This window comes from Pseudanabaena yagii GIHE-NHR1 (assembly GCF_012863495.1).
Lineage (GTDB): Bacteria > Cyanobacteriota > Cyanobacteriia > Pseudanabaenales > Pseudanabaenaceae > Pseudanabaena > Pseudanabaena yagii.
Genome location: NZ_JAAVJL010000001.1, coordinates 43054 through 57125, shown reverse-complemented (window position 1 = coordinate 57125; position 14072 = coordinate 43054). Strand labels below are relative to the sequence as shown.

At 39.2% G+C, this 14072-nt stretch carries 18 protein-coding genes; 6 read left to right on the top strand and 12 right to left on the bottom strand.

Annotation, left to right across the window (positions count from 1 at the left end):
• The first annotated feature begins 195 nt into the window (after positions 1 to 195).
• A complete protein-coding gene (locus HC246_RS00270) occupies positions 196 to 1110 on the top strand; it encodes a restriction endonuclease (RefSeq protein ID WP_169361639.1) in 915 nt (304 codons plus the stop codon).
• Here HC246_RS00270 and HC246_RS00265 read toward each other — a convergent pair.
• The 7 genes from HC246_RS00265 to HC246_RS00235 form a co-directional block, all read right to left on the bottom strand.
• Positions 1089 to 1628, bottom strand: coding sequence for an ASCH domain-containing protein (locus HC246_RS00265; protein WP_169361638.1), 540 nt, complete (start codon positions 1626 to 1628; stop codon positions 1089 to 1091). The genes HC246_RS00270 and HC246_RS00265 overlap by 22 nt on opposite strands.
• Complete coding sequence (locus HC246_RS00260; RefSeq protein WP_169361637.1) at positions 1625 to 2707, bottom strand: hypothetical protein; 1083 nt, start codon at positions 2705 to 2707, stop codon at positions 1625 to 1627. The genes HC246_RS00265 and HC246_RS00260 overlap by 4 nt, the downstream gene beginning before the upstream one ends.
• Positions 2683 to 3048, bottom strand: a complete 366-nt coding sequence (locus HC246_RS00255) for a PIN domain-containing protein (protein ID WP_169361636.1) — start codon at positions 3046 to 3048, stop codon at positions 2683 to 2685. The genes HC246_RS00260 and HC246_RS00255 overlap by 25 nt, the downstream gene beginning before the upstream one ends.
• A gap of 82 nt (positions 3049 to 3130) precedes the next feature.
• The gene (locus HC246_RS00250) at positions 3131 to 4066 is read right to left on the bottom strand and encodes an IS5 family transposase (RefSeq protein ID WP_169364403.1); all 936 of its coding nucleotides are present in this window, start codon (positions 4064 to 4066) and stop codon (positions 3131 to 3133) included.
• Positions 4067 to 4100: 34 nt separating this feature from the next.
• Positions 4101 to 4427 (bottom strand): PIN domain-containing protein, encoded by a 327-nt coding sequence (locus tag HC246_RS00245; protein ID WP_169361635.1) that lies wholly within the window; start codon positions 4425 to 4427, stop codon positions 4101 to 4103.
• A gap of 45 nt (positions 4428 to 4472) precedes the next feature.
• On the bottom strand, positions 4473 to 5654 hold the full coding sequence (locus tag HC246_RS25705; RefSeq protein WP_169361634.1) for a transposase: 1182 nt from the start codon (positions 5652 to 5654) through the stop codon (positions 4473 to 4475).
• A gap of 103 nt (positions 5655 to 5757) precedes the next feature.
• A complete protein-coding gene (locus HC246_RS00235) occupies positions 5758 to 6108 on the bottom strand; it encodes a GNAT family N-acetyltransferase (RefSeq protein WP_169361633.1) in 351 nt (116 codons plus the stop codon).
• 289 nt (positions 6109 to 6397) lie between these two features.
• Here HC246_RS00235 and HC246_RS00230 point away from each other — a divergent pair, with 289 nt between their 5' ends.
• The gene (locus HC246_RS00230) at positions 6398 to 6625 is read left to right on the top strand and encodes a hypothetical protein (protein ID WP_169361632.1); all 228 of its coding nucleotides are present in this window, start codon (positions 6398 to 6400) and stop codon (positions 6623 to 6625) included.
• Positions 6626 to 6699: 74 nt separating this feature from the next.
• Positions 6700 to 7383 (top strand): Uma2 family endonuclease, encoded by a 684-nt coding sequence (locus tag HC246_RS00225; RefSeq protein ID WP_169361631.1) that lies wholly within the window; start codon positions 6700 to 6702, stop codon positions 7381 to 7383.
• Between the two features lie 70 nt (positions 7384 to 7453).
• Here the strand turns inward: HC246_RS00225 and HC246_RS00220 are convergent, their stop codons facing one another.
• The 3 genes from HC246_RS00220 to ndhC are packed head-to-tail and all read right to left on the bottom strand — an operon-like array spanning position 7454 to position 9070.
• Complete coding sequence (locus tag HC246_RS00220; RefSeq protein ID WP_225902884.1) at positions 7454 to 7981, bottom strand: NAD(P)H-quinone oxidoreductase subunit J; 528 nt, start codon at positions 7979 to 7981, stop codon at positions 7454 to 7456.
• Positions 7971 to 8711, bottom strand: a complete 741-nt coding sequence (locus HC246_RS00215) for an NADH dehydrogenase subunit K (protein ID WP_197725198.1) — start codon at positions 8709 to 8711, stop codon at positions 7971 to 7973. Before HC246_RS00215 ends, HC246_RS00220 begins: the two co-directional genes overlap by 11 nt.
• Positions 8708 to 9070 (bottom strand): NADH-quinone oxidoreductase subunit A, encoded by a 363-nt coding sequence (ndhC, locus tag HC246_RS00210; RefSeq protein ID WP_126385882.1) that lies wholly within the window; start codon positions 9068 to 9070, stop codon positions 8708 to 8710. Before ndhC ends, HC246_RS00215 begins: the two co-directional genes overlap by 4 nt.
• Positions 9071 to 9410: 340 nt before the next feature.
• On the opposite strand from ndhC, the gene HC246_RS00205 reads away from it, so the two are divergent.
• Together HC246_RS00205 and HC246_RS00200 are read left to right on the top strand one after the other, a co-directional pair.
• Complete coding sequence (locus HC246_RS00205) at positions 9411 to 10145, top strand: biliverdin-producing heme oxygenase (protein WP_169361630.1); 735 nt, start codon at positions 9411 to 9413, stop codon at positions 10143 to 10145.
• A gap of 83 nt (positions 10146 to 10228) precedes the next feature.
• Positions 10229 to 10432 (top strand): hypothetical protein, encoded by a 204-nt coding sequence (locus HC246_RS00200; RefSeq protein WP_169361629.1) that lies wholly within the window; start codon positions 10229 to 10231, stop codon positions 10430 to 10432.
• Positions 10433 to 10473: 41 nt separating this feature from the next.
• Here HC246_RS00200 and gorA read toward each other — a convergent pair whose 3' ends face one another.
• Together gorA and HC246_RS00190 are read right to left on the bottom strand one after the other, a co-directional pair.
• On the bottom strand, positions 10474 to 11841 hold the full coding sequence (gorA, locus tag HC246_RS00195) for a glutathione-disulfide reductase (protein WP_169361628.1): 1368 nt from the start codon (positions 11839 to 11841) through the stop codon (positions 10474 to 10476).
• 231 nt (positions 11842 to 12072) lie between these two features.
• Positions 12073 to 12879 (bottom strand): carbonic anhydrase, encoded by an 807-nt coding sequence (locus HC246_RS00190; protein WP_225902883.1) that lies wholly within the window; start codon positions 12877 to 12879, stop codon positions 12073 to 12075.
• A gap of 230 nt (positions 12880 to 13109) precedes the next feature.
• Between HC246_RS00190 and HC246_RS00185 the strand changes: the two genes are divergently transcribed.
• Positions 13110 to 13634 carry a Ycf51 family protein gene (locus tag HC246_RS00185; protein ID WP_169361627.1) on the top strand — a complete coding sequence of 175 codons (525 nt, stop codon included), beginning with the start codon at positions 13110 to 13112 and terminating at the stop codon, positions 13632 to 13634.
• Positions 13635 to 14072: the final 438 nt, after the last annotated feature.

Sequence of the window (14072 nt, the reverse complement as noted above, 5' to 3'; positions counted from 1 at the left end):
TGATCAGTTAATTGCTTATAGTTAGCCGAATATTGCAATGGTTATTCAAGATGCGATCGCTTTTCTTAAGGGATTTGAAAGTAATGATATAGATTAGCGATCGCCATATCTGACGATTGTTTAACTACATCTGCTTTTAAAGCTTTAGTACAAAATAAAGGTATAATTTCGGTAAACCCTCTTAATTGTTTATAAATGGTTGTACCCACATATCAAGATTTTCTTTTGCCATTGCTCAAGGTTGCTAGTGATGATCAAGAACATTTGCTTAGTCAGACAATTGAACTTTTGGCAAATCAGTTTAACTTAAATGAAGAAGATCGAAAAGAACTTTTACCTAGCGGTAGACAAACAAAGCTGGCAAATAGAATTGGTTGGGCTATTACATATTTAAAAAAAGCAAAATTACTTGAAAGCGGAAAGAGAGGGACATTCTATATCTCTTTACGAGGGAAAGAAGTATTAGAGTCTCAACCTAGTTCAATTGATCGAAGCTTTCTCGAAAGGTTCACAGAATTTAAAGAATTTCAAAATATTAGATCAAGTGATGATCTGAAGATTGATATTTCAATAGTAGAAGATATCGATCAAACACCTGAAGAGAACTTTGAGATTAGCTATCAAAAATTGAAAAAAGAGTTAGGTGAGAAACTTCTTGAACAAATCAAGAATTGCTCTCCAAAATTCTTTGAGAAGCTTGTAGTTGATTTATTGCTTGCTATGGGTTACGGAGGTTCAAGAAAAGATGCTGGTGAAGCAGTTGGGAAGAGTGGCGATGGTGGAATTGATGGAATTATTAAAGAAGATAATTTAGGGCTGGACTTAATTTATATTCAAGCGAAAAGATGGGAAGCTTCTGTAGGTAGACCAGCAGTGCAAGCTTTTGCTGGAAGCTTGGAGGGCATGAAAGCTCGAAAAGGGGTAATGATTACTACATCTCAATTTACAAAAGAAGCTAAAGAATACGTCAAGATTATCGAAAAAAGAATAATTCTTATTGATGGTGATAAATTAACTCAATTAATGATTGACTTTGGTGTAGGTGTAAGCGAAATTCAAACTTATATACTCCAAAAAGTTGATTCTGATTATTTTGATGAAGACATTTGACATATATTAAGTTCAACTTGTTTAGATCTAGGTTGGAGTCTCATAGATATATTGGTCATATCATGTTCTGCCATAGTTCCTATCAAATCTACTTCCTCTATTGTTAAATATCTATAGCTTTGTGGAGGATGAAATCCATCCCATTCTCGTTGAAGTCTTGCAAGTCTTATTGGCTGATTAAATTTCTGGACATTTTGCACACAAATTGCATAGCCAGTTGAAACACCATTAAAATACTCAAGAAATTCTGATCTTTTTAGTCCTGAATCTTTATTAACAAGTTGCCAAAGATTACTTGGACTACTCTGTATAACTTCCTTGACTTCGCAAGAACCCAATAATACTTTCTCAGGTGAAGATACATATATAAAAAGAAAGTCACCCTTATCAACTCTAGGGCGAATTCTTCTTAGTTCTGCTTTTTTTGTCTCATTGAATATTAATTCAGCATATCTTGGCTGAAGCGATAAAAGTAAAACATATCCATCACTAGAAACTTTTATTGATTTATTATTCATATTGCAGTACCAAGAGAATAAATTTTAAAAAATGCTTCATTCGTGACTAGTCTTGGTGATTGTATTTGTGCTTTACTTGCTAAAACTTCATGTATTTTATCCAGAGAAATAGGGTTTATAAATATCTCTGTGTTACTAAATCTAATAGCCATGATTTCATTTCTTGAGTTTTTCGAGATTGATTTTATATCTTCCATCTTAAAAATACCAAGCCTTTGAAATTTCAGATAAAGTTCTTTAGAATTTCCAATAGCCACCTCATCTAGCGTTGAACAAGCACAAATTTTAGATGTTTTACTTGCATAAGCTCCATCTTTGTCACTAGATACATACCATAAAATACGTGCAGGACATGAAAAATTAACAGGTGTTGACTTTGTACTTCTATAATATACAGATTCCCAATTTAATGCTAATTCTGATTTTGATGCACCAAATAAACTTTCTCTAGCTAGTTCTTCATCAAACAATTCTTTTGCCCAGTGTGGCTTGATAGGAATTATAAAATTTGGAATGTTTGTATCAACAATCTTAGTAGGATACAATAGCTTCTCTAAATCAAATATAGAATCAGGGTTAGATTTGTCATTAGATCTCAAATTGTCAGAAAAACGTCTACAGATACTTTTATATTCTTCTGTAAGATCTAAACTAATATTGATTAAATGTTCTGACACTTCGACTGTTGATTTAGTGATTTTGGAGTTAATTTTAATCCAGTTTCCATCTATACAATAAAAGCCAGCATCTTGAATAACTCTAATAACAAAATCATCAATTGGACTTTCATTTATTCTAGTAAAGTTTCTTCCCTCCGAAACAGCCAAATTAATTGTACTCCAAACAATATGTCTAGTAAGTGTTTCTGATAAAGATTTGTAGCTAACTCTGAGTATTGGGACAGATAGTTCATACGAATTTTCTCTACTATATACAATTAAAGCGACAGGAGTATTACTATCCCAAACAGCAATACAATCATATTTATCTTTCTCAATAAGCATTCGAGAAAACTTATTTTTAAAATCAACTTCTTCATCTAAGGAAAAAGATTCTATAAGAATTTGTTTCTCTTCCAAGGCAACTTTTTTTTCGATAACTGAGTCCCTGCTAATCTTTCAGGTTGATATTCTGACTCTTTCCTAAGCTTATCTAACTTAACTATTAACTCAGTAGGGCTAACAAGTAGAACGCCGTGTTCTTTTTTGACTTGATCTGCATAGGATAGAAGATTTACATCTGTAGTTACAATAAATGTAGATTTTCCAGAAGCTATTGTTCGAGCTATCTGGCGAATATTCATGTCTGTAATTGGAAAGCTTTTATTAGCTAATAACTGAATCTTCAATGATTCATAAATATTATCGAATCTATCAGATGTACAACTTATCTTAAAGAAACTATCTGCAAATGAACGCATCTTATTTCTTTCTTTTACTACAGATCGTCTAGGCTTTGTTGCATGAATAAAAAGAAGCCAAAAGATGGAGGATCTTAGAAAATTAACGAACAACAGGAGAGGAGAGAGGTTTAGCCAGTTGAATCATGCGATTAAGAGCAGCACATTTGATGAACAACTCAACCGCCTGATTGTCAAATTTACGAGAACATAAAGTAGCACCAAAGATTTTTTTGAAACGAAACATCGTAGTTTCTGCCAAAGAGCGCCGATGATAACCTGAGTCACGTTTCCATTTTTTACGCCCATGTTTACGGATATAACGGAGATTTTGGTCACGCGGATGTGGTGGAGCATTGGTATTGCCATGCTGCCAGATTTTGGCATCTTTGCGCGGAGGAATCACGGCTTTAGCACCATGTTGGGCAATCTCGTCATAACAATGACGATGGTCATAAGCTCCATCTGCGGAAACTTGAGCAATTTCAGCATCAATCGCATCGAGAATATCGGCGAGTACTTCTCCATCGTGGCAATCATTCGTGGTGACGACCGCAGCCAGTATTTCTCCTGTTGATTCATCGGCTCCTAGGTGTAATTTGCGCCATGTCCGTCTCTTACTAATTCCATGCTGCCGTGTTTTCCATTCCCCTTCGCCGTATACTTTGATCCCTGTCGAATCAACTACTACATGCACTGCTCCCTGTTTCGGGATTACTGGTAAGGTCACACTTAAACTTGCTGTCCGTCTTGACACGGTGCTGTGGTCTGGTACTGGTAAATCTATTCCCATCAAGGCAAATATTGACTCTAACAGTCCTTGCGTTTGTCTTCCTGCTTGCTGATATACCGCTTTGACCGTGATAAATGTCGCTATTGCTATATCACTGTAATCTTTGGAAGCTCCCCGTTTGCCACTTAATGTTTGATTTAACCATCCTTCAATTACTTCTTCGCTCATCCAAAAAGTCAGGCTTCCTCTTTGTTTTAGCCCTGCGTTATACTCTGTCCAGTTGCGGATCTCATGTTTCTGTGTCATTTGCTGGGACTCCATCTCCTGATTTTTATCTAATTTACCTTCTCTTCCCCTTTTTATGCAACAACGCCGATCGTCTATTAATTTCATTGTATATTTCGTCAGTAGTACACAGTTCTAATTCGTCTTGAACCCAATCTGCCAGTAAAAAAGCGGATTCTCGATTATCTATAGCTTTTGACAAGCTCATTTGATAAAAGTCAAAAAACACACAAGAGTCAAGGACTACAAAAGTTTTTGTACTTACAATAGTTGAAAAAAGATCTGGATGACCGTGATTGTAAACCCAAGTTGTTACAAGTTTTCCTAACTTATTATTTCCAGAACACTCATGCATGGGGGTAAATCCAAATTTTTCCCACATACCATCAATACCGTAGTCTTGACGACCTGATTGACTGACAAAAGTCTATGAAGCATAGTCGAGAGTAGAAGCATAGAACTCAATGCGGAATAATTTCTGAAGATGTTTTCGACGAGAAGCAATAGCAGGGTGAGAGTCAAGATAAGAAGTAAAAGAGTAGAAAGGCAAGAAAGCCCAGTTTTTAGTGATAGCGGTGTGAATCCAGTTCCAGCCAATCTTGAGATAACTAAGCCCACGAAACCAATGAGGATCAACCAAACGACGATAGCCAGAATCAGCAACCGCCAGTCCTTGAGCCGTTAAAAACAAGGTGGTCAGTGCTATCACAAAACAAAGGCGAGAAATGGCAGGAGCCGAACGTAAACGCGAAGATTCTAAATCAAAGCCATTAGATTTATCATCCAAGAAATTCTCCTCAATATCGAATCTCAGACCATACTCCCAAAAAGTTTGGAGTGTGGTAGGTTCAGTACTGAGAATATACCAATACTCTCGGCTCCCAGATTCCCAAGCCGCCGCAATATGCACATCGGTAAGACGCTTGGACTCAGTTTTGTGAACTTTAACATTGTGGATCAACTTAGCTTCACCAAGACGAAGATGTAATTGTTTGACTGTTTGCCAGCCATGCTTGGGGGCATATATCCAGAAATTACCCTTGATCCGAATCCGACATTGCCATTTTAATTCCCACACATAGCGCACCAGTTCTGGATTAGCAAATGCTCGGTCTGCTAATAAAACTACTTTGACATTCACGGGCAACAGTTTCGATGCGCGTTTGAGCATGTCTTGATAGCTACTCATCTCCACACTACTACTGCGATGTTTGATTACACGCCAACATAACGGTAAAGCTCTTCCCTGATGAACTACACACAATCGGATCATGCTGTATTCTTCCCACAGTTGACTGGTATCAAAACTCAGATATATTTCTGGCTCTTTCCATTTAGCGATTAACTCTTTGATTACTGGACTGTATAGCTTAGCTGGATTTATGCGCGGATTGTTCAGCCATCTTGATAGTTGTCTTTGCGTGCTTTGGGCGATCAATGCTTTTGTGTTGATATGGCTTAACCACTTCGTTAAATTCACACTCCCTGTGGCGATCATTCCCACCATCATCCACGCCATTACTCCCAAATGGCGCACATCTGACCACTGGCTGTATTGACTCCCGAATTTTATTAGTTCATTATAGATACGTGAGGCGTTTTGGGTCATTTGTCCTATGCTCCTTTTTCTTCAAAAAACAGCATACGCCTCTTTTTTACTCAAATTCAATCTCTGTATACTTTCTCGCAACTTCTCTTACCACTTTTGTCAGTCAATCAGCTTGACGACACACAAGACGTATATCAATCAAATCTCTTGTTATGGTTTTTAGATGTTCTATGAGTTGTCTCGCTATACCTTTACCTTTGGATTCTTCTTTTAGACATAGATGATATATCCTGATTCGTCTTTCCTTTTTCTTAACTGTATATAGAAGATATCCAAGAAAATTATCATTTTCATCCAAAGCCACTAAGATATTCCCTTTCCATATATAGTCATCGAAAGCCCCTTCAGGAAAGAGAGATAAAGTACTTGAATTAGCTTTTCCCAGAGCTTTTACTTGTTCGGCATATTCTGATTTCCCTTTAATAGCCTTTATGTTAACGCCATTATTTTTCATAAATATATTATTTGCCTTGTATTCTTTATGTTTTAATTTGGATTTTATAATTTATTTAAGTTATTTTAGTTTAGCATCATAATTTATTATTGTACACTTATCAAAAAATGCCTTGTATATGGGTAATTTAATTACGAGTTGTACGATAAATAAAAGCTAAAGATATTCCTCAATCTTTGGTGTCTTATAACTTGAGGGGAGGAAACAGCAAGAAGAAGGCGATCGCTTACGTTCTCTAATCTCTGGTAAAAAACAAGAATTTGAAAATACTTTAAGGAGATAAACAACCATGCTCAAAAGTTATGAAGCAACCTATGAAAACGGACAAATTAAATGGCTTTCTGAACAACCAGAAATTAACTCAGCAAGAATTATCGTCACCATTCTAGAGGAAACTAAACCACAAATAAAACGCCGCCGCTTTCCTATCCCTGACATGGCTGGTAAGGGCAAAACATTAGGCGATATTGTTAGCCCAATCGTAGATGAAGAAGATTGGGAATGTCTGAAATGGTAGTTTAGGAAAATAGTAAAAAATTTGAGATCTTCAATTGCTGACAAAAAAGAAAATAAAATCCGTAGGAAATTACGATGACTGCGACAACACTAAGCAAATCCGTTAATTCATCTTTGATCGCTGATCAAGATCGCCCCCTTTCCGAATATCGCGTGACCTTACATAACGTTAGTTGGCAGACTTTTGAAAGTTTACTTGCCGATCTAGGCGATCGCCGCAACACCCTATTTCATTACCTCAATGGCACATTAGAAATTATGTCTCCCCTCTCAATTCATGAAGGTAGCAATCGGTTTATCGATGATTTAATTAGAGCATTTTCTGATGAGCTAGAAATTGATTTGCGAAAGCTTGGCTCTTTACTGATGAAAATCCCAGAACTAAAGTTAGGAGCAGAGCCAGATTCTTGTTATTACATTCAGAATGAGCCAATAATTAGGAATAAAGAAGTAATTATTGTGGGAGAAGATCCGCCACCTGACTTGGTTTTAGAAGTAGATATTACCAATCCTAGCGATCGCCGTTTACCGATATATGCCTTACTCGGTGTGCCTGAAGTCTGGCGCTATGATGGCTATAGTTTAGAATTTCTAGCTTTAGAGAATGGAGAATATAAACCGATTGAGAAAAGCTTAGCTTTTCCTGATTTACCCGCCATGATTATTGTCGAATATGTACAGCAGCGCTTAACTTTAGGAGAAAGTGCAACCTTAAGGGAATTTCGGAAATGGGTACGGGCTAATGTCGTAGTCACATAATATGCTAGAGGCGGCGCATTGCGCCGCCTCTTGTATATTAAGAAAGAAGCACCCATTGGGTGCTTCTTTCTTAATATGCGTCTTGTAACTCGTAGAAGTCTGGTGTGACGTAATCCTTTCGCATCGGATAGCCAATCCAGTCTTCGGGCATGAGAATCCGCTTAAGATTGGGATGTCCTTCGTAGACAATGCCATACATATCGTAGGTTTCGCGCTCTTGCCAATCCGCAGTTTTCCAGATCCAGTAGACCGATGGACAGCGAGGATCGGTGCGAGGGAGAAATACCTTAACGCGAACTTCCTCAAGGCGATCGCTTTTATCAATGCCCTCATCAGTTAGCTTAGCGAGATGGTAAACACTCACCAAACTGTCACCTGCGCCAGCATCATAACCACATTGACACATCAAGTAGTTAAAGCCATAGGCATAGAGTGCTGTGGAAAAGGGAAGTAAAAACTGGCGATCGATTTTGAGAATGGGAACGCCTTGTTGGTCAAGCCCTAGAAACTCATGCTCAAAGCCATTGTTAGTTAGCCATTGAGAAACTGGGGCAGTTGCCTCAGTCGTGACCAATGCTGCTTCTTGATTATCTGCCAACTGTCTCGACCTCCTTTTGAGCCATTTGCAATGCGGGTAAAGGAATGCCCGACTCGACTAGTTCCTTAGGCGGAGCCATACGGCTAGGCATTTCTAGATATTGTCCTGTGAGGATGGGACTAACCACCTTCATTTCATGCTTGACGGCATAGTAGCGATGGGTACGATTGAGGTTGGCTCTTTCGTTAAAGCCTTCAGTACCAATCTTTTTACGCAATTTGATAATCGCATCCATGATTGCTTCAGGACGGGGAGGGCAACCGGGGATATACACATCAACGGGAATTAACTTGTCAACGCCGCGTACTGTGGTGTAGGAATCGGTGCTAAACATACCGCCTGTAATCGTGCAAGCACCCATGGCAATTACATATTTGGGTTCTTGCATTTGTTCGTAAAGGCGCACCAGTGCAGGAGCCATTTTCATGGTGACTGTGCCTGCGGTGATGATCAAGTCAGCTTGACGAGGGCTAGAACGGGGTAATAGACCAAAGCGGTCAAAGTCAAATCTAGAGCCGATCATGGCAGCAAACTCAATGAAGCAACAGCTAGTGCCATAGAGCATCGGCCAAAGGCTAGACATTCTCGACCAGTTGTAGAGGTCATTGAGAGTGGTCAAAATGACATTATTAGATAAGTCTTGGGTGACTTGTGGCGTTGCGGCAGGATTAATAAGGCGCTGAGTTTGTTCTTCAATGCTGAAGTCCAGACCAACGTTTTCGGATTTCATGACCATTCTAAGGCTCCTTTTCTCCAAGCGTAGACTAGACCTAAGATGAGAATGCTAATAAAGATAAGTGCTTCAACAAAGGCAAGTAAGCCTAGTTTGCTAAATGCGACTGCCCAAGGATATAAAAACACTGTTTCCACGTCGAATATCACAAAGGCAAGGGCGAACATGTAATAACGAATATTAAACTGGATCCAAGCTCCCCCAACAGGTTCGCAGCCAGATTCGTAGGTAGTACGACCTGCGGCTCCAGACTGTTGGGGACTTAAAAGACCAGATAGGACTAATCCCGATATCGGGACAAGCGTACAAACGATGATGAATACCAGTAAGTATTCGTATCCGCTTAAAACCAAGATGTATTACCTCTTCAAGCTAGCTTGACTAAATCTAATTTATAACGGCGGATGTTAGCAACTGTTACAAATTAGGAGATCGTGACTACATTATATGGTCGCAGTGGTAGATGAAAATTTGTTACAGACTAGAAATTTTTCTATACATTGGCTTATATACTTGAATACTGTGCCAAATGCTTGTGATTTAAGGCTTTAGCGACAATCGCAGTTTTTTCGGCATATTGGCATCATCTTGATAAATCTCACCAATTTATCCCAAAATATATTCTTAATAACAAATTTAACTATCAATAAATTCGCTTAAATTCACCATCTTGATTTAAAAGTTTTAGGAGTTTTCATGAGTCAAGGTTTAGCAACAAAGTTGCGCGTAGGTACACAAAAATCTCACTCAGCAGCAGAGAGTACCGATTTTATTAAATGTTTTTTAAAGGGCGTAGTTAACAAGACCGCCTATAGCCGACTCGTCGGTAATCTTTACTTTGTTTACAAAGCGATCGAAGCAGAGTTTGAAGTCCACAAAAATGACCCGATCCTCAGCAAGCTCTACTATCGTGAGCTATGGCGCGAAAAGAGCCTAGAACTCGATATGTTGTTTTACTTCGGCTCTAACTGGCGTGAAGCAGTAAAGCCCACACCTGCTTGCGAAAAGTATCTGGCTCGTATCCGCGAAATTTCGGCTACTGACCCTGTATTGCTTGTAGCTCATGCCTACACTCGTTATATGGGTGATCTATCTGGTGGTCAAATCCTCAAGAAAATCGCTAAGGAGTCGATGGGTCTAGCCGATGGCGATGGTACTGCTTTCTATGAATTCGATGATATTCGCAATCACGGTGAATTTAAGAAAAACTATCGTGCTGCTCTCGATACTTTGCCTGTAGATGAAGCAACTGCCCAGCGCATTGTCGATGAAGCAAATGCTTCCTTCCATATGAACATGGCAATGTTCCGTGAGTTGGAAGGCAACTGGCTATTGGCTCTAACTAAGTTTGGCTGGAACTCCTTGGTCACCAAAATCAAGGGTGAACCCAAAACCACCTCTGTCCGCCGCGAATCAAATGCTGCTAGCTAAATAAAAAAGGGCGCGAAGCGCCCTTTTTTATGATCATTCAGATATGATAAAAGTATAAGCATAGGTTATAAACATTAAGCTTTATGGACAGCTATCAAGAAACTGAATATGTTTTGAGTAATTCCATCCTGATGCAACAGATCAGGCAGTTTCAAGATAACGCTAGAAAATCGTCAATTAATCAATTAAGCCAGTCAATTGATTTTGAATATCTTGTGAGCAATATCTATAGTTTTGATGATGAGAATATATACATCATTGCGATCGGGGGACACTATGAAGAATAAATTATCAAAGGGAGTATGTGCAAATCACATACTCCCTTTTGTTACATGGTGACAAACTCCTCGGCAGCAGTGGGGTGCATTGCCATCGTATTATCTAGATCTTTTTTGCAGCCGCCCATGGTGACGACTAGAGACATACCTTGAATGATCTCGGCGGCATCTTTCCCGACCATGTGTAAACCGACAACTCGTTCCTCTTCACCAACGACAATTAATTTCATCATTGTTTTGGCTTCACCACCTGCCAGACTGTAAAACATGGGGCGGAACTTTGTTTTATAGACTTTCACGCGATCTCCATATAGCTCAATGGCTTTTTCTTCAGATAAGCCAACGGTAGCGGCTTCAGGTTGGGAGAATACAGCCGAGGGAATATTTTTGTGGCTGATAAATCTTGGTTTATGTCCATAAACAGTGTCGGCAAAGGCGCGACCTTCGGCGATCGCTACAGGAGTTAAATTCACGCGATTGGTGCAGTCACCGATCGCATAGATATGCGGTTGATTGGTGCAGCTATCTTCAGTAACAGCGATCGCGCCATTAACGACTGCAATTCCTGCTTGGTCTAGACTGAGGGTTTCTAGATTGGGCTTGCGTCCTGTGGCTGCTAAGACAACATCAGCATTGACTTGTTGCGCCTTGCCTTCTCCATCATTAAAGGAAATCGTGAATGCATTTTCCTGTTCCTGACTATTCTTAGTGATCTTGAGGGAATTGCTATCAATGCAGGTATGGAAATTGATGCCATGATTGACCATCCCTTCTTGCACATTGGTACGCACATCATTGTCAAACCCTTTTAAGATATAGCGATCGCGGATGATTTGGGTAACATTGGCTCCAAGTCCACGCATGATGCCCGCAAACTCAGTCCCAATATAGCCACCCCCAATCACCGCAAATCGTTTGGGAAACTGCGGTAACAAAAACATCTCCTTGGAAGTGATGGCATATTCAATACCTGCTAAATTAGGCTTGAAGGCTTCACCACCCACCGAGATCAAGATGCGCTCGGCAGTAAATTGGCGATCGCCCACTGCCACCGTATGAGCATCAACAAATTTGGCAAATCCCGAAATTAGTTCCACATTGTTCTTTTCTAAGAAACTAATGTGCAATTGGTTTAAACGCGATACTTCCGATTGAATTGCATTACGAAGTTTCTCCCAATCCAAAGTCCCTTCAGGAATTGTCCAGCCATAGCTTGCGGATTCATGGGGGAAATGGGAAAAGTGGGACGCATAGACCATCAACTTTTTGGGGACACAGCCACGAATTACACAAGTGCCTCCTACTAAGTCACCCTCCGCGATCGCTACTTTTGCCCCGTAGCTGGCGGCGCGTTTTGAGGCGGCAAGTCCACCGCTACCTGCGCCAATTACAAATAAGTCATAATCAAACTTGGTCATATTATTCTTTGTAAATAATCTTATAAATATTATTTTAATGTGGGTTCGATATAGCTATTTGCGCTATGCTTCGCACTTCATAAATGACAGAAAATGGTAAGAATCGCTATGTGATTCTTACCATTTTCTGTCATTTGGCGAACTGACGTTATTTATGATTGTATTCATGGGAAACGATTCCAAACAAAAGACAACGAATCGCGTTGCTCTTATGTTTATCATTGATGCTTATCATTGATGTAGTTCGATGGTTCTTCCATTTGTTGGCTGGATTGGACGCGCATCAACTTGATAAATTTTGGCAAAAGCTTCAATTTGCTCTTCAGAAACAGTAATTGGCTCTACGAGAACATTCCATTTTACATCTTCACTACAGGGTGGAGTGGTTAGAGAGCCAGCATAGCTGTAATAGGATCTACCTTTTGGCAATAAATTAGCCGCATTGATTGTGCGATCGCTAACAGTATTTGTTTTGCCTGTTTCAGGAATATTCTGCCACACTTCCTCAATGACAGGGTTAGCATTACCTTCAGTAAGCAAAACTCCTACTACAGCAAGTTTTCCTGCATCGTTCCGATGAACTAAATGTAGTTCCAAAGCAGAGGCTTTGCTATTAATCGTATGTTCGCTAGGAGTATGAAAATGGAACTGAAGTAGAGAATACTTTTCACCATTAACATTCACGCTACTGCCTTGCTCATAGTTCACCTGAATGGTGTGACCATTATTGACTACTACTAAAGGAGTAGGCTTGTAATCAAAATTGATATTTGTTGGTGTACTGACGACAGGATTTTTGATATTGATAGGCGATTGCGATTTACCCAATTCACATAGTGCAAAATCCCTGTTAAGTTGTCCCCACTGTGTCGGGTTTACAGTACCTCCATATGCCCAATGCAAAGAATTGCCAGTACCTGCTGAACTAGCAAGTACTGGTGGTGATAAGAGCAAAGTTATTATTGTCACTATAGCGATCGCGAACATTAACAACATTCCATTGCTACTTTTATTACAATTTTGATTGGGTAAATTCATAGGAGTACTAGCTCTTTTTCTGAATAAGAACAAATATTAGCAACTATCAATCTAGATTCCTTGCAATCATAAACTAGACTTATACCATTCATCAGAAAATCTCTAGTTATTTAAGACCAATGAGGAGCAAACTTTTCAGGGTAGATACTGTCACTTTAATTTGGTTTGCAGTACAAGCCACTATAAAATGAACTCAGTAGTTTATTAAATAATTTAAGAATAGATAAGTTATGTCGCTAACGCCTGCTTTATTTGGTCAGCTTGCACAGGGAATGGGCATATTTGTCTTGGTATGTGCTTTGATTACAGGATTGGCTGTGTCTCAGCAGTGGAGTTGGCGCTATCGCATGGTAGGTGTGACCCTATTTTCAGTAGTACTAGTTGTCGGGCTATTTTCTCTCAGTTTCGAGCCAATTACCCGCTCATCAATCGAAGGCTCTGTCCCATATAAACTGGTTTATGATCGTTTTGGTCCCCAAGCAACGATCGCAGTTGAGCCAAACATCACACCTGAACAACTAGCATCAACCCTAGCCCAAGCCAGTAACAACCTATTCTCATCTGGGAGGAATGGTCAAGGTGAAGAACAACTGACAATTTACGCCAGAACCATTGTGCATCCTCAAGAAGGATTGTCGCAGCCTGTATATCTCGGTCGAGTCAAGCGATCGCTCAGTTTACGCAATGATCCCAATATTGAAATTGAAGTTTTTTCAGATCAATTCGCTAAGCTGAATCAGGATACGACTTCATAGAAAGTGTTCATCACAAACTTTAATATCCTCAAAATTGCAATTCTCATATAAAGATTTACAGATGTTTATTGCCCCACCTTCGGCGGGGCTAGTAAATCGCTTTAAGGTGTTATGAGGACAAGCCAGAGAAAATTTTGAAAGCGCGGCTTTGCCGCGCTTTCAAAATTTTCTCTGGCTTCAAAAGTCTGTGACTAATTTTTTAATCCTAATATTCAGCTTGTTTAGAAATGTATGACAATTATATGGAATAAACTTGTCCATCCATTTTGATAACCTTTAAATAATAAGTAAAATTTAACACAACCTCTATTAAAGTTTTTAAAATATACATAGCGATCCAAGATCATTGATCATTTGTAAAATTAAATGATTTAAGAAATTATCTCCTTAACGACATAATCTCTTAAATCATTTAGAATTGCTACATGGTTGAATTTT